The sequence below is a fragment of the Paraburkholderia phosphatilytica genome (assembly GCF_003443895.1).
Classification (GTDB): Bacteria; Pseudomonadota; Gammaproteobacteria; order Burkholderiales; family Burkholderiaceae; genus Paraburkholderia; species Paraburkholderia phosphatilytica.
Map to the genome: position 1 here is coordinate 1 of NZ_QQOA01000015.1, position 15999 is coordinate 15999.

Here is a 15999-nt window from a genome sequence, read left to right on the forward strand (position 1 = left end):
GGCCGAGGCGTCCGCCGGGGCGCTGGCCGCCGGTGCCGCCGAGGCGTCGGCAGCGGGCGCCGAGGCAGCCGCGGCCGGCGCGCTCGCCGTCGTATCCGAAGCCGCGGCAGCGGGCGCCGAAGCCGCTGCCGGCGCGGACGCATCGTCCGCCAGGGCGGCGCCAATGCCGCCCGCCAGCAGTGAGCCGGCCACCATCAAGGACATCAAAAGTTTGCGCATCTCTGTTTCCTCTTGTCGCTTTCTCTGAGCTATTACAGGGCGTCCGCGCCGGTCTCCCCGGTGCGGATCCGGATTACTTGTTCGATCGGCGTGACGAAAATCTTGCCGTCGCCGATCTTGCCGGTGCGGGCCGCGCGTTCGAGGGCCTCGATCGCCTGGTCAACGATGTCGTCGGAGACCGCTGCCTCGATCTTCACCTTCGGCAGAAAGTCGACGACGTACTCCGCGCCGCGGTACAGCTCCGTGTGTCCTTTCTGGCGGCCGAAGCCCTTGACCTCGGTCACCGTGATTCCCGAGACGCCGATGGCCGACAGAGCCTCGCGCGCCTCATCGAGCTTGAACGGTTTGATGATTGCGGTAATGAGTTTCATGAAATCCCTCGCTGTGGTTGCGTCACCCTGCTTTCCTATGCCTTTTGCGTCGGGTACGGCCCGTTCCGCTCCGTCCCGATGCGCCACCGTCGAGTGTCCTGGAAGCGCGCGGGGCAGTAACAGCAACGTCTATGCCATGCGCAATATTTACCGACCGGAAGGGAATGCCGGAGCGGCGATGCGCCACCCTGGCTGTCCGGCTAAGGTCGGCGGGGCTTGTGGCACGTTGCCGGGATCGTTGCTAGAGTGTCCGCAGGCTGTGGACGGACGGTCGTGCACCAAAGCCACCCGCAACCAGGTCGACAGCGGTTGCGCATGCACCAGCAGCGAACATGATCTGGAACCGGGCACAGCGGTAACGAAACATGCACAATTTTTGTGCAATCAAGGGGAAACACCATGAAGCAACCGAACGACGTCTTTAACGATTTCCAGGCGCGCGTCTCCGATCTGTTCAAGAACTCGCCGGCGAAAGATGTCGAACGCAACGTGAAGGCGATGCTGTCGCAAGGCTTTTCGAAGCTGGATCTGGTCACGCGCGAGGAATTCGATACGCAGACCCAGGTGCTGATCCGCACCCGCGCGCGTCTGGAGGAGCTCGAGCGGCGCGTCGCCGAGCTGGAGCAGAAGCTGCCCGCCACCCAGCAGTAAGCGTTCAGGCCGCCCCCACCAACGGCAAGCGAACCGGTTCATCAGTATTTGAAGGCGGCGGCGCACTGCGGTCGCGCCGCCTGAAGGGAGAAAACATGTCGCTTGCCCTGGTGCGCAGCCGCGCGCCGGCTTCTGGCCGTGCGCCCGCAGTCACCGTCGAGGTCCACCTCGCCAACGGACTGCCCTCTTTCTCGATCGTCGGACTGCCCGATCTCGAAGTGCGCGAAAGCCGCGAACGCGTGCGCGCCGCGCTTCAGAACTGCGGCTTCGAATTCCCGGTGCGCCGCATCACGGTGAACCTGGCGCCCGCCGATCTCCCCAAGGAATCCGGCCGCTTCGACCTGCCGATCGCACTCGGCATCCTCGCCGCCAACGGTCAGTTGCCCGCCGAGGCGCTGCACGGCCGCGAGTTCGCGGGCGAGCTGTCACTGACGGGTGCGTTGCGGCCGATGCGCGGCGCGTTCGCGATGGCGTGCGGCACCGCCCGCAGCGGCGCGCGGCGGGCACGCCGGGTAGCCGAAGCCGTGACTACCGCGGATGACGCCAGCGCCCAGAACGACCCCGACCTCGCACACGAGAATCCACCGCGCCCGGCCGAACTGTACCTGCCGGCACCGAGCGCCCGTGAAGCCGCGCTGGTGCCGAACGTCGACGTGTATGGCGCAACGGACCTGCCGTCGCTGTGCGCGCATCTCGCGGGCGAGCCCGACGCGAAGCTCTATCCCGTCACCGCCGTGCCGGCCGGCGCCGTGCGGGAGGCGGAGTTACCCGACATGCGCGATGTGATCGGCCAGCGCGGCGCGCGCCGCGCGCCTGCCCGGCCTGCTGCCGCCGATGACCGACGACGAGGCGCTGACCTCGGCCGCGCTGCTGTCCGCGAGCCGCGCCGGCTTCTCGCCGTCGCAGTGGAGGAAGCGTCCGTTCCGCGCGCCGCACCACTCGTCGAGCGCCGCGGCGCTGGTCGGTGGGCGCAATCCGCCGCAGCCGGGCGAGATCACGCTCGCCCATCTCGGCGTCCTGTTCCTCGATGAACTGGCCGGAGTTCGACCGGCACGTGCTGGAGACCCTGCGCGAACCGCTCGAAGCCGGATCCATCACGATCTCGCGCGCCGCGTTGCAGAGCGACTTCCCCGCCGCGTGCCAGTTGATCGCCGCGATGAACCCGTGCCCGTGCGGCTGGCGCGGCGACCCGGGCGGTCGCTGCCGGTGCACGCCGGAGATTGCGGCGCGCTATCTGCGCAAGGTGTCGGGTCCGCTGCTGAACCGGATCGACATCCAGATCGAGATTCCGGCGGTACCGCCGGCCGAGTTGTCGGCGCGGGCCACCACGCCGGGCGAGCCGAGCGCGGCGATCGCCGCGCGCGTGGCGGCGGCTCGGCAACGGCAGCTGGACCGTCAGGGCAAAACGAACCGCGAGCTCTCAGGGCGGGAAGCCGACGACGTGTACCGGCCGGACAGCGCCGGCGAAGCGCTGCTGCGTGAAGCAGGCGAACGCTTCGGCTGGTCGGCGCGCGCTCACTATCGCGTGCTGCGCGCGGCCCGCACGATCGCAGACCTGGCCGGCGACGCGACGCCGACTGCGGGACAGATCGCCGAGGCGATCCAGTATCGACGGGTTTTCAACGGCGGTTGAAGCAAAAAAAATGCTGTCAAGACTTGACTTATGCACACCGTCTCGAATCGCGTACGTTTTGATACATCTGAAAGGCGACCGCAAATGTTAAATCCAATACCGTTGATTTTATTGGGATTTTTTATTTGCGAAGTTCCCGGGCAAACTGTCTCGATGCCCGTGCGACGGGCTTTGGCGCGATTCGCCGGGGAGTTCTCAACAAAGTTATCCACAGGCTTTGTGGGTAACGGGAAAACTGCTGTGAAATCCGTCGATTAGCGCCAAAAGCTGCGAAAGGACTTTCACTCGGTCTTCACATCTAGCGCGACCGGCGGCAGCACGAATTACCGAGGTGAAGCGATCAGTACAGCTTGAACGATCCGAAGAACTGGTCCAGCTGCTCAGGCGGCAGCTCCTCGCGGCCGATTGCCGCAGCCTGATAGACATGGTTGCCTTTCGCGACGAGCCGCGCGTGCAGCGTGCGCTGTTCCTCCTTTGGGCCAGCCTTGCCGCTGAACGCCATCTCGAGTCCAGGCACGTTGCCGCCCATCGCGAGCGGAATCTGCGCGGCACGCGCGTCGGGCGCCACGCCAAGGTTGCGCGCGAGGCCGTCGCGCAGGAACGCGAGCACGCTCTGCTGGAGCTGCGGATCGTCCTTCGGCAGGATCACCGTGCCGATCGCGAACACCGTATGGCCGGCTTCCGCCGTCTGCATCCGCATCTTCATCGGCACACCGCCGATGTCGATCTGGCGTTCGTCGTTGCCCGGCTTCGCGGGCAGGTCGACGGTGTAGCCGCTGTCGTCGTTCGAGATCGTGCGCCAGTCGTAGGTCGGCGAGCAGGCGGCGAGCATCGCGCCCGCGCACAGCGCGAACGCCACGCGGCGCAGCCAGGGTGAGACATGGGAAGAGAAGCTCGGGAAGCGGGGAAGCTGGCGACGAAGCATAAGACCAAAAGCGGATAGACAGGGACCGAAAAAATCATTATCGCGCCTTAGCCGTCATCTCGCCGCCGGACGGCCTGCTTATGGCCGGGATACGGACAGTTCACGGCCCGTTCAAACGATTGACGCTACAATAGCGCAGCTCCCGCATCGCGTCCGGATGCGCCGTCCGCGTCAAGAGGTTCGTCATGAGTTCCACTTCCGTTTCCCGCAATCCTGTCCGCCTGGTTCTGGCCGCGGTCGTCGTCGTCGCACTCGCTGTCGTCGGCTACTTCGCGTTCAACAGCCAGCAGCGCGCGCCGGATGCGACCTTCACGCTGCTGTCGGGCCAGAAGGTCTCCACCGCGGACCTGAAGGGCAAGGTCTACCTCGTCAACTTCTGGGCGACGAACTGCGACACCTGCATGCAGGAAATGCCGTCCATGGTGAGCACCTACAACCGCTTCAAGGACCAGGGCCTGGAGTTCGTCGCGGTCGCGATGAATTACGATGCGCCGATGTACGTCGCGAACTACGCGCAAACGCGCAAGCTGCCGTTCAAGGTCGCGATGGACGACGGCACGGCTGCGAAGCAGTTCGGCAACGTGCAGCTCACGCCCACCACCTTCGTGATCGATCGCAACGGCAAGATCCTGAAGCGCTACGTCGGCGAACCGCAGTTCGCGGAGCTCGACAAGCTGCTCGAAAAGGCGCTGGCCACGACCTGATCTCCGCGCTTCCAACCGCATACAAGACAACGCCCGCAGCTCAAACTGCGGGCGTTGTCGTTTCAGCATGCCGCCGCCGTCGCGCGGCGCGAAAGACAGCAACTCACCGTTCGCCGTCTCCACGCACCGCCAACCCATAGCGCTTGATCTTGTCGTACAGCGTCGCCTTGCCGAGCTGCAGACGATCCGCCGCTACCGCCACCGCGCCGCCAGTCTGTTCGAGCGCCTCGGCAATCACCGCGCGTTCGAACTGCTCGACGCGCTCCTTCAGCGACTGCGTCGGCCCATCGGCGGCTGACGTCGCCACCGCATCGTCGACGACACCGAGCACCAGCCGGTCCGCCGCGTTGCGCAGTTCGCGCACGTTGCCCGGCCAGTCGCGCTGCATCAGGTTCATCCGTTGCCGGTCGGTGAGCAACGGCGCCGGGCGCTGGTAACGCACGGCCGCATCCAGCAGGAAGTGCTCGAAGAGCGGCACGATGTCCTCCCGGCGCTCGTTGAGCGGCGGCAGCGCGATCGTCACCACATTCAGCCGGTACAGCAGATCGCGCCGGAAGGTGCCCGCCGTCACGTGCGCGGCCATATCGCCCTTCGCGGCTGCAATGATCCGGCAGTTCGCGCGGATCGGCTGGTTCGAACCGAGCCGTTCCAGCACGCCATCCTGCAGCACGCGCAGCATCTTCACCTGCAGCGACAGCGGCATGCTCTCGATTTCGTCGAGAAACAGCGTGCCGCCCGACGCATGCTCGATGCGCCCGATGCGCCGCTTCGCCGCGCCGGTGAACGCGCCCGGCTCGTAGCCGAACATCTCCGACTCGAACATCGGCTCCGGCAGCGCGCCGCAGTTCACCGCGATGAACGGCTTGTCGCGACGCGGCGACAGCTCGTGCAGGCTGCGTGCGATCAGCTCCTTGCCCGCGCCCGTATCGCCGTTGATGAGCACCGGCGCATCGGTCGGCGCGACGTTTGCGATCAGGCGACGCACCTGCTCGATCGCGGGGCTGCGTCCGATGATGCGCGGCGCGACCGTGCCCTGCTCCGCGAGCTCGCGGCGCAACGCGAGATTCTCCAGCACCAGCGTGCGGCGTTCGAGCGCGCGCCGCACCGTTTCGATCAGGCGCTCCGACGCGAATGGCTTCTCGATGAAGTCGTATGCGCCATCGCGCATCGCCTGCACCGCCATCGAGATGTCGCCGTGACCGGTGACGAGAATCACCGGCACATCGGGCGCGCGCTCGCGGCATTGCGCGAGCAGTTCGAGCCCACTCGCGCCGGGCAGCCGGATATCGCTGACCACGACGCCCGCGAAGTCCGGCTGCAGTGTGCGCGCCGCCGATTCCGCGGACGGATGGCCTTCGACCTCGAAGCCCGCAAGCTGCAGGCTCTGCACGCTGGCGCGCCGCACCAGCTCGTCGTCTTCGATGTACAGCACCTTGAGGCCGTTGCTCACCATAGCGTATGACTCGATGTTTTTTTCATGTGGACGCACCAGCGCTAACGCTCGCCGTGGATGACGTGCGCGCGCGGCGCAGCGTCAGCACGAACATCGCGCCGCCGTCGGCGCCGTTGCGCGCGGTCAGCGAACCGCCGGCATCGCGCGCGATCGACGACGAGATCGCAAGACCGAGACCCAGACCCTGCCCCATCTCCTTCGTCGTAAAGAACGGCTCGAAGAGACGCGGCAGCACGTCGTCGGGAATGCCCGGGCCGTTGTCGTGCACGATGAACGACAGCGACTCCGGCTGCGCGTCGATGTCGATACCGATGCGTGGCGACGCGATGCCTGCAACGGCATCGAGCGCATTGCCGACGAGATTGATCAGCACCTGTTCGAAACGCAGCTCGTCGCAGGTCGCGACGAGCGCGGGATGATCCTGCTCGAGGCCATCGAGGCGCAGATCGGTAAACGAGGTTGTCAGCGGCAGCACGAGTGCCGCATCGGTCAACGTCACCGCGAACGAAACGTGCTGCAGCCGCGGCTGCAGCAACGCGACGACGTTGCGCAATGCGCGCGGCACCAGCGTGCGCGCACTGCGCGGCCGCGCGCGACCGACGAACAGCTTCAGCTGGTTGGTGATCTTGCCCATTCGCTCGGTGAGCGCGCCGATCGCTTCGAGATTGTCCTGCGCCGAAGCCTGATCGCCGCGCGCGAGCAGCACACGTGTGTTGTCGGAGAAGCTGCGCAACGCGGCGAGCGGCTGGTTGAGCTCGTGCGTAATGCCGGCCGCCATTTGCCCGAGCGCCGCGAGCTTGCTCGCCTGGATCAGTTCGTCGTGCGCGGCGCGCAGTTCCTGTTCGGCGCGCGTGCGTTCCGCGACTTCCTTCTGCAGTTGCTCGTTCGCCTCCGACAGATCGGCGGTGCGCTCCGCCACGCGCTCGTTGAGTTCCGCATACGCCTGCTGCAGCAGCGCGCGGCTGCGGATCATCTCGCGCACCCGCGCGCGCCGCATGCGCCAGTAGAACGCGAACAGGCACAACAGTACGTAGCCGAAGCCGGTGATGATCGTCGCGTTGCGCGCATCGGAGACGACCGGGTCGAGCGACGCCAGCGTAATCAGATGCCAGTCCGGCTCGCCGAGCGCACGGCGCGTCTCCAGGTAGCGCGGCGCGTAACGTCCGCCACCCACGCGCACGATCTGCGCGTCGCCTTCGAGCTTGCGCTCCACCGTCACCGGCAGCGCCGCGATCGGCTGCTGCGCGTACTGCTGCGTCTGAAAGATCGACGCTTCGACCTCGCCCGAGAGCGGCCGGATCGTGTGGTACTTCCATGCCGGCACCGAGCTCAGGAAGATCACGCCGTGCGTATCGGTGACGAGCAGCGGATCGGTCGCATCGACGCCCTGGAACCACTCGAGGTTCAGCTTCACGACGGCGACGCCGACCATCTTGCCGTCGCGATAGACGGCCTGCGAAATGTAGTAGCCCGGATCGTGCGAAATCGTGCCGATGCCGAAGAAGCGGCCGCTGCCCACTTTCACCGCATCGTCGAAATACGGCCGGAAACGGTATTCGACGCCGACGAAACTGTCCGGCTGCGACCAGTTGCTCGCGGCGATGCACAGGCCATCGGCCTTGATGATGTAGGTGGCCGTGGCGCGTGCGTGCGCGTTCATGTCCACGAGGTAGCGGTTCGCGCGATCGACACCCGCAGGCGTCGGATCGGCCAGCACGTCCTGCACGAGCGGATGGCCGGCGAGCAGATACGGCAGCGATTCGTAGCGGTCGAGCGTGGCTTTGAGCGCGCTGGTGGTGCGATTCACGCGTACCGCGGCGTTCTGCCGGAGCGTGTCGATGCCGCGCTGCCACTTGATGGCCCATGTGAGACCGCAGGCCACAGCAAGACCGGCGACGAGCGCAAGGAGGATCAGGAGACGGCGCGTCACGTTGTGCGCTTCCACGGCAGGAACGAGGCCTTTCATTGTGGCACACGCCGTCGGGCGCCCGGCCCGGAGGGTTTCCCTCATCCAGGGTCAGGCGCCGGATGCCGTGCCGCGGCGGTTCTGCGGTTGCGAGAGGCGCGCCGCCGCGGCACGGTGGGCGAAAAAACTCAGGCGCCGGCCGTTTCGCTCACACGCACTTCGCCCTTCAGCGTCGCGTTCAGGCGGTTGCGATCCAGCTCCTTCTCCCAGGCCGACACGACGACCGTCGCCACGCCGTTGCCGACGATGTTCGTCAGCGCGCGGCATTCGCTCATGAAGCGGTCGATGCCGAGAATCAGCACCATGCCCGACAGCGGAATCGTCGGCACCACGGCCAGCGTCGCGGCAAGCGTGATGAAGCCCGCGCCCGTCACGCCGCTCGCGCCCTTCGACGTCAGCATCGTCACCGCGAGGAGCGTCAGCTGTTGCGTCAGCGTGAGGTCCGTGTTGGTGGCCTGCGCGATGAAGAGCACGGCCATCGTCATGTAGATGTTGGTGCCATCCAGGTTGAACGAGTAGCCGGTCGGCACGACGAGGCCCACCACCGAACGTGAGCAGCCGAGCTTTTCGAGCTTCTGCATCAGCTGCGGCAGCGCCGCTTCCGACGAGCTCGTGCCGAGCACGATCAGCATCTCTTCCTTGATGTACGCAACGAAACGCAGGATGTTGAAGCCCACCGCACGCGCGATGATGCCGAGCACCACGACGACGAACACGACCGACGTCAGATAGAACGTGCCGATCAGCTTGAGCATCGGAATCAGCGAGCCAATGCCGTACTTGCCGATGGTGAACGCCATCGCGCCGAACGCGCCGATCGGCGCGAGCTTCGTGACGATCCGCACGACGCCGAACAGCACGTGCGAGAAGCTGTCGATCAGGTCGGTGACGACCTTGCCGCGCTCGCCGATGGTCGCGAGCACGCTGCCGAACAGCAGCGCGATCAGCAGGATCTGCAGGATCTCACCCTGTGCGAACGCCGACGTGATCGTGTCCGGGATGATGTGCATCAGAAAATCGACCGACGACTGCCCGTGCGCCTTTTCCGCGAACGAAGCGACCGCCTTCGCGTCGAGCGTCGCCGGATTCACGTTGAAGCCGACACCCGGCTTCAGCACGTGCGTCGCGATCAGACCGAGCACGAGCGCAAAGGTCGACACGATCTCGAAGTACAGCAGCGCCTTGCCGCCGACGCGGCCCACCTTCTTCATGTCCTGCATGCCGGCGATGCCGGTGACGACGGTACAGAAGATGATCGGCCCGATCACCATCTTGATCAGCTTGATGAACGCGTCGCCGAACGGCTTCATGTCGACGGCGATGGCGGGCGAGTAATGGCCGAGGATCACGCCAATGACGATGGCGACGATCACCTGCACGTAGAGCACTTTGTGGATGGGCTTTTTCACGATGATTCCTGCAATTAGAACAAGCGGGTGAATGGCCGCCTTGTCCATCGTCGCCTGCGCACGCATGCATGCATCGGCGGCGACGGACGCTCGAACGGGTTACTGTGGGCGCGCGACGGCCGAACAGGGGCGCGCAGCACAGTGGGCCGCGTTCAGGTGAACCGGAAAGGGAAGAAGGTTTGCATTGACTGTCTCCTTGTCTGTAGTTGTCCGGCCATGGTGGCCGCGGACGCTACATCTGCAAGGGCAATGCCAGTTGAAGGCTCGACGTTAAGCCTTGATTTTGCTGGGTTTTTATAAGCCGACGCCGCGCTTCGATCCGGGTTTCCGGAATTCCGGACGACGGGCGTCGCGGAATCCGGACTCCGATGACTGCGCGGCGCTCGCTGAGCCGTTTTCTCAGGCGCCCTCTTCGAGCACCAGCAGGTTCTCGTGCGAGAAGCCGAGCGCGATCGGCTCGCCGCGCTCCGGCAGCGTGCGGTTCGGGTCGTTGAAGATGTCGAGCGACACGATCGCCTCCTTCACGCGCGCGCGAATCCGCACCACCGCGCCGAGGAAGTCGATTTCTTCCACGGTCGCGGCGAGCGAGTTGCGCCCCGGCACCGGCGCCTCCAGCCGGATCGCCTCGGGACGCACCGCGAGCAGCCGCGCCTTGCCGGCATCGTCGGCGGGCAGCGTGTGGGTGGTCCGCAGCTCCTGGCCGTCCACCGCGATGCGGCCCGTCGCCGGGTCGACGATCTTGCCCGGCAGCAGGTTCAGCGTGCCGACGAACGACGCGACGAAGCGCGTGCGCGGGAAGTTGTAGATCTCCGACGGCGTGCCCACCTGCTCGACGCGCCCCTCGTTCATCACGACGATGCGGTCGGAGATGGACAGCGCCTCCTCCTGGTCGTGCGTGACGAAGATCGACGTGATGCCGAGCTCGCGCTGCAGCATCCGGATGTCCTGCCGCAGCGAGATGCGGATTTTCGCGTCGAGCGCGGACAGCGGCTCGTCGAGCAGCAGCACCTCCGGCTTGCCGGCGATCGCGCGCGCCAGCGCGACGCGCTGCTGCTGGCCACCGGAAAGCTGCCACGGGAAGCGCTCGCCGAAGAGCGGCAGCTTGATCAGCTGCAGCATCTCGTCGACGCGCTTCTTGATCTCGTTCGGCGACCGCCCCGCCACTTTCAGGCTGAAGCCGATGTTGTCCGCGACCGTCATGTTCGGAAACAGCGCGTACGACTGGAACACCATACCGACCTTGCGCTGCCGCGTGCGCAGACGCGTGACGTCCTTGCCCGCGATGCGGATCGCGCCGCGCGTCGGATTCTCGAAGCCGGCGATCATTCGCAGCACGGTGGTTTTGCCACAGCCCGACGGCCCGAGAAACGTGATGAACTCGCCGCGCTCGATCTGCATGTCGAAGTGATGCAACGCGGTATGCGTGCCGAACGACTTGTGCAGACTTTCGATCTCAAGGAATGCCATGACTCGCGCCTCAGTTCATCAGGGTTTGGGAGCGGCCACCGCGCGCACGGAGCCGAAGACCTGGATCAGGCCCATCGATGCCCATGTGACGATGAACGCGATGATCGCGAGCGCGGACGGCTCGTATGCGCGGTTCGCGCCGATCAGTTGCAGATAGGGACCGAACGCCGGACGGTCGAGCAGGCTCGCCATCGTGAACTCGCCGATCACGACGGCAAACGTCAGGAATGCGCCCGACAGGATGCCCGAGCGGATGTTCGGGAAGATCACCTTGAACAGGATGGTCGGCCAGCCGGCGCCGAGCGCTTCCGCCGCTTCGGTGAGCGTGCGGACGTCAACCGCGCGCAGGCCGGCATCGACTGCGCGGTACATGTACGGCAGCGACAGCGTCACGTAACCGAAAGCGAGCAGCAGGTCGGTGGCGCGCTCGTTGCCGGTCATCGGCAGCCACGAGCTGCTGTTGTAGATGCGCAGGTAGCCGAACACGATCACGATCGCCGGAATCACGAGCGGCAGCAGCGTGATGAACTCGACGATGGGCCGCAGCTTCGGCAACCGCAGCTGCACCCAGTAAGCGGTGGGCACGACGAGCAGCACGCCGATCACGATCGTGATGAGCGCCATCAGCACCGAGTAGCCGAACGACGACTGGAAGTGCGGATCGCTCAGCACGACCTTGTACGCATCGAAGCTGTACGTGTCGCGCCGCATCTTCAGGCTGAATTCGAAAGTCGCGACGAGCGGAATCAGGAAGTACAGCGCGCCGACGATCATCGCGATCCACGCGCCGACACGGGATTGGCTGTTCATCGACGCCCCCTTTCGGCGCGCGAACGCAGCCAGATATAGCCGCCGTTCGAGAAGCCGGTGATCACGATCATGCCGAGCGCGAGCGCATAGCCGAGGTTCTGGTTGTGCATCACGTCGCCGCGCACCTGCGCATACAGCAGGATCGTCACGATGTTGAGCGAGCTGCCTGTCAGCGCATACGCGGTGGCGACCGCGCCGAACGCGTTCGCGAACAGCAGCAGCGCCGCGCCGAGCACGCTCGGCCACAGCACAGGCAGCGCGATCAGCCGCCAGTAGTGCCACGCGGTGCCGCCGAGACAGTCGCACGCCTCGCGCCATTCGCGTTTCAGGCCATCGAGCGCGGGCGTGACGATCAGCACCATCAGCGGTATTTCGAAGTACAGGTAAGTGAGCGTCAGCCCCCAGAAGCTCAGGATGCTGAAGCCCGTCGAATACAGATTCACGTGCGCGTAGTGACGCAGCAGCATCGTGACGAGACCGACGCGGCCGAGCGTGCAGATAAACGCGAACGCGAGCGGCACGCCCGCGAAGTTAGACGCGACCCCGGAGAAGGTCATCAGCGTCGGGCGGATCCAGCCGGGCAGCCGGCCAAGCACCGCGGCCCACGCGAGCAGCACGCCCAGCACCGCGCCGCCCGCCGCCGATGCCGCGCTCACCTTGATGCTGATCCAGTACGCGCTCAGCACTTCGGGGTCGAACAGCTGCCTGAAGTTATCGAGCGTGAACTGGCCCTGCGCGTTCTGGAACGCGCCCACCATCAGGTAGACGGTCGGCACGATCAGGAACAGCAGCGCGAAGATGAAGAACGGCGCGACGCCGATCAGCGTCAAGAGACGCGCGGGGTCGGACGGCCGGCCGGCAAGCGGACCCGGCGCGGGCGGCGAGACGAGATCGGGACCGTCGGGGTCCACATTGGATGATGCGCTCATAGGTCATCCCGGAACGATGGGTGAGCGATGGAAAGCTCGCGGATGCTCGTACGCGCGAATGCGGGCGAACGCGCGAGAACGGCAAACCGTCTCGCGCGCAGCGCCCGCATCCTCGTCTTTCGTCGTAACGCTTACTTGACGTTCGCGCCGACGACGCTATCCCACTGCTTCGTCACGGCCGTCTTCGTCGCGTCCTGCTGCTGCAGCGTCGGGAACACGGCGTTCTTGTACAGGCTCGCGGCCGGCAGCTTCGCGAGCAGCGCGGCCGGCACCTTCTTCTGCGCCGAAAGCTCGTTGTAGCGGACCGGGTGGCAGTAGCCTGCCAGCCAGCCGAGCTGGCCTTCGTCCGAATACAGGTATTCCATCCACAGCTTCGCGGCGTTCGGGTGCGGCGCATACGCGCTGATCGCCTGCACGTAGACGCCCGCAACGACGCCCGTCTTCGGCACGACCACCTGCACCTTCGGATTGCCCTTCAGCGTGTCGCGGTCGGCGAGCGCGTTGTAGTCCCAGCGCACGACGATCGGCGTCGTGCCCTGCGCAACCGATGCGGCCTTGCCGATCACCGGCACGAAGTTGCCGTTCTTGTTCAGCTCGGCGAAGTACTTGAGGCCCGCTGCGTCGGCCTTGCTGGCGTCACCCTTCGCCGACGACAGACCCGCCGCGTACACGGCCTGGATCGCCTGGTTCGCCGAACGCGGATCGCCCGCGAGTGCCACCGCGTTCTTGTAGTCGGACTTCTGCAGATCGCTCCAGTCGGTCGGCGCCTTGTCGATCATGTCGGCATTCACTTCGAACGCAAGGACGCCGTAATAATCGCCGGTCCAGTAGCCGTCGGCATCCTTCTGGTCGTTCGGAATCGACTTCCACGTCGACACCTTGTACGGCTGCAGCAGGCCGTCCGCCTTCGCCGTCGGGCCGAACGACAGACCCACGTCGATCACGTCCGGCGCCTGCGGACCCTTGTTGCCCTTGTTCGCCTTGATGGCCTCGACCTCGTCGCCCGAGCCGGCGTCCGGATTCAGTTCGTTGACCTTGATGCCGTACTTGGCCTTGAAAGCCTCGATCATCGGACCATAGCCGCACCAGTCGTGGGGCAGCGCGATCACGGTCAGCTGGCCTTCCTGCTTCGCCGCCGCGACGAGCGCATCGGACGCCGCCGCGTGCGCGCTGCCTGCCATTGCCGCGGCGATCGCCGCGAAAGCCGTTACCGAAACCAGATGAGGCGCGGTGCGTTTCATCGTATCTCCATTCTCTGCCGAAGTTGCTACGTTGGGAAAACTGCTGTTTTACGTCTTTTTAATGCAGCCTCACTGTGCAACCGACGCCGGATGGCGCGACAGGGGGCGGATTCCGCGGCGGATCATATCGGTCGAAGGGGACTAGATCATGACACTGTCAAAAAAACATGGCGTGATGGAAGGTTAGTCTTGGAAAGGCGCGGAGGCCACTGTCTCATGCGCCCGCCGCTTCTCTTTATGCGAAACACGCTTGCGATCCAGCAGACGAAAAAAAGCCCGCGCTCTTCAACGCGGGCCTTGTTTGCTTTGCGGTGCTTTGCAGCGCAGCGGGTCGTTACACGACTCCGGCGCCGTGCGCCTGCAGATCGGCGTGGTAGCTCGAACGCACCATCGCGCCGACGGCCGCGTGCGTGAAGCCCATTTTGTACGCCTCTTCCTCGTACATCCTGAAGGTGTCCGGATGCACGTACGCGCGCACCGGCAGATGGTGCTCGGACGGCTGCAGATACTGACCGATCGTCAGCATGTCGACGTCGTGCGCGCGCAGGTCGCGCATCACCTGGAGGATTTCCTCTTCGGTTTCGCCGAGGCCGACCATCAGACCGGACTTCGTCGCGACATCCGGGTGCAGCGCCTTGAAGTCCTTCAGGAGCTTCAGCGAGTGCGCGTAGTCCGAGCCCGGGCGCGCTTCCTTGTACAGGCGCGGCACCGTTTCGAGGTTGTGGTTCATCACGTCGGGCGGCGCGGCGTTGAGGATGCCGAGCGCGCGGTCCAGACGGCCGCGGAAGTCCGGCGTGAGAATCTCGATGCGCGTGTCCGGCGACTGCTCCCGCACCTGGCGGATACATTCCACGAAGTGGCCGGCGCCGCCGTCGCGCAAATCGTCGCGGTCGACGCTCGTGATCACCACATACTTGAGCTTCAGCGCCGCGATCGTGCGCGCGAGGTTCGCCGGCTCGTTCGCGTCGAGCGGGTCGGGACGGCCGTGGCCCACGTCGCAGAACGGGCAGCGCCGCGTGCACTTGTCGCCCATGATCATGAACGTGGCCGTCCCCTTGCCGAAGCACTCGCCGATGTTCGGGCAGCTCGCTTCCTCGCACACCGTGTGCAGGTTGTGCTCGCGCAGGATTTCCTTGATCTCGTAGAAACGCGAGCTGCCGGTGGCGGCCTTCACGCGGATCCACTCCGGCTTCTTGAGCTTCTCGATCGGCACGACCTTGATCGGGATGCGCGCCGTCTTGGCTTCGGCCTTCTGCTTCTTCGTGGCGTCGTAAGCGACAGGGGTAGCGTCCGGAGTCGTTGCACCGGCGAGGTTCGCGGTAGCGTCAGTCATTCGTTCGATCCAAAGAGGCGGCCAGCGGACCAGCCTGCGGTTGGGCGACGGCTGCGGCTGCGCCGTCGAGGTTTGCGCCGGGGTGTGCGCGGAGGTTTGCTTCAAGGCACGACGCCAGGGTCGCGGCCACGTCGTCCCAGCCGGCGGCGACGCCAAGCGTTGCCATGTCGACCGTTTCGAGCCCCGCATAGCCACACGGGTTGATCGCCAGAAACGGCGCGAGGTCCATCCGCACGTTCAGGCTCAGGCCGTGATAGCTGCAGCCGTTGCGGATTTTCAGCCCGAGCGCGGCGATCTTCGCGCCTGCATGACTACCGGCGAAGGGGCCCGGCGCGACATAGATGCCAGGCGCGCCCGCCTTGCGTTCGGAAGCGAGATTATACGCCGCGAGGGTGTCGATCACGGACTGCTCGATCCGTGTGACCAGTTCGCGCACCATCAGCTTGCGGCGACGCAGGTCGAGCAGCAGGTACGCGACGACCTGACCGGGCCCGTGATAGGTGATCTGCCCGCCGCGGTCCACTTTCACCAGCGGAATGCCGCTGTCGGCCAAGAGCAGGTGCGCCGGATTGCCGGCCAGCCCCAGCGTGAAGACGGGCGGATGCTCGACGAGCCAGATCTCGTCGGGCGTATCCGTCGTGCGGGCCGCGGTGAATTCGCGCATCGCGTCGAACATCGGCTCGTAGGGCGCGACGCCTAGCCAGCGGACCGTGAGTGGCAGATCGGGCGGCGGGTTGAGCGACGCGTTTTGCGACGCGCCTTGTGCCGAATCGAGTGCCGGGATCACCGGCACGGGTTCGGCAGCAGAAACATCGGGTGAGGAAACCGGCGAGGAACACATGATCCCGGCAGTTTACCGAAATCTGGGATAACCCGCCGGGGCCAGCC

At 65.7% G+C, this 15999-nt stretch carries 14 protein-coding genes and 2 pseudogenes; 5 read left to right on the top strand and 11 right to left on the bottom strand.

Features of this window, described 5'->3' with window-relative positions:
- On the top strand, positions 1-247 hold a 247-nt coding region (locus DVS29_RS38160), incomplete at its 5' end, for a hypothetical protein (protein WP_205962472.1).
- A gap of 4 nt (positions 248-251) precedes the next feature.
- Here DVS29_RS38160 and DVS29_RS17380 read toward each other — a convergent pair.
- Positions 252-590 (bottom strand): P-II family nitrogen regulator, encoded by a 339-nt coding sequence (locus DVS29_RS17380; protein WP_006048089.1) that lies wholly within the window; start codon positions 588-590, stop codon positions 252-254.
- 399 nt (positions 591-989) lie between these two features.
- On the opposite strand from DVS29_RS17380, the gene DVS29_RS17385 reads away from it, so the two are divergent.
- From DVS29_RS17385 to DVS29_RS17390, 3 genes and pseudogenes are all read left to right on the top strand, one after another.
- On the top strand, positions 990-1241 hold the full coding sequence (locus tag DVS29_RS17385; protein ID WP_118181719.1) for an accessory factor UbiK family protein: 252 nt from the start codon (positions 990-992) through the stop codon (positions 1239-1241).
- 95 nt (positions 1242-1336) lie between these two features.
- A pseudogene (locus DVS29_RS38340) lies at positions 1337-1732 on the top strand (magnesium chelatase domain-containing protein); the annotation flags it as partial.
- 93 nt (positions 1733-1825) lie between these two features.
- Positions 1826-2874: pseudogene (locus DVS29_RS17390) on the top strand (YifB family Mg chelatase-like AAA ATPase); the annotation flags it as partial.
- Between the two features lie 340 nt (positions 2875-3214).
- Here the strand turns inward: DVS29_RS17390 and DVS29_RS17395 are convergent.
- Positions 3215-3733, bottom strand: a complete 519-nt coding sequence (locus DVS29_RS17395) for a hypothetical protein (protein ID WP_420816122.1) — start codon at positions 3731-3733, stop codon at positions 3215-3217.
- A gap of 251 nt (positions 3734-3984) precedes the next feature.
- Here DVS29_RS17395 and DVS29_RS17400 point away from each other — a divergent pair, with 251 nt between their 5' ends.
- A complete protein-coding gene (locus DVS29_RS17400) occupies positions 3985-4503 on the top strand; it encodes a peroxiredoxin family protein (protein WP_118181721.1) in 519 nt (172 codons plus the stop codon).
- 103 nt (positions 4504-4606) lie between these two features.
- On the opposite strand, the gene DVS29_RS17405 is transcribed toward DVS29_RS17400, so the two are convergent.
- The 9 genes from DVS29_RS17405 to lipB form a co-directional block, all read right to left on the bottom strand.
- Positions 4607-5953 (bottom strand): sigma-54-dependent transcriptional regulator, encoded by a 1347-nt coding sequence (locus DVS29_RS17405; protein WP_118181861.1) that lies wholly within the window; start codon positions 5951-5953, stop codon positions 4607-4609.
- 25 nt (positions 5954-5978) lie between these two features.
- Positions 5979-7922 (bottom strand): sensor histidine kinase, encoded by a 1944-nt coding sequence (locus DVS29_RS17410; protein WP_240655667.1) that lies wholly within the window; start codon positions 7920-7922, stop codon positions 5979-5981.
- A gap of 128 nt (positions 7923-8050) precedes the next feature.
- Positions 8051-9331, bottom strand: a complete 1281-nt coding sequence (locus DVS29_RS17415) for a dicarboxylate/amino acid:cation symporter (protein ID WP_118181863.1) — start codon at positions 9329-9331, stop codon at positions 8051-8053.
- Positions 9332-9730: 399 nt separating this feature from the next.
- The gene (locus tag DVS29_RS17420) at positions 9731-10798 is read right to left on the bottom strand and encodes an ABC transporter ATP-binding protein (protein WP_118181723.1); all 1068 of its coding nucleotides are present in this window, start codon (positions 10796-10798) and stop codon (positions 9731-9733) included.
- An 18-nt stretch (positions 10799-10816) separates the two neighbouring features.
- Complete coding sequence (locus tag DVS29_RS17425; protein WP_118181724.1) at positions 10817-11608, bottom strand: ABC transporter permease; 792 nt, start codon at positions 11606-11608, stop codon at positions 10817-10819.
- Positions 11605-12537: an ABC transporter permease gene (locus DVS29_RS17430; RefSeq protein ID WP_118181725.1), complete on the bottom strand. Its 933-nt coding sequence runs from the start codon at positions 12535-12537 to the stop codon at positions 11605-11607. The genes DVS29_RS17425 and DVS29_RS17430 overlap by 4 nt, the downstream gene beginning before the upstream one ends.
- A gap of 131 nt (positions 12538-12668) precedes the next feature.
- Positions 12669-13778, bottom strand: a complete 1110-nt coding sequence (locus DVS29_RS17435; RefSeq protein WP_118181726.1) for an ABC transporter substrate-binding protein — start codon at positions 13776-13778, stop codon at positions 12669-12671.
- 334 nt (positions 13779-14112) lie between these two features.
- Positions 14113-15111: a lipoyl synthase gene (gene lipA / locus DVS29_RS17440; protein WP_118181727.1), complete on the bottom strand. Its 999-nt coding sequence runs from the start codon at positions 15109-15111 to the stop codon at positions 14113-14115.
- Entirely contained in the window at positions 15104-15952 is an 849-nt protein-coding gene (lipB, locus tag DVS29_RS17445; RefSeq protein ID WP_118181728.1) for a lipoyl(octanoyl) transferase LipB, read from the bottom strand. Before lipB ends, lipA begins: the two co-directional genes overlap by 8 nt.
- Between the last annotated feature and the right edge of the window lie 47 nt (positions 15953-15999).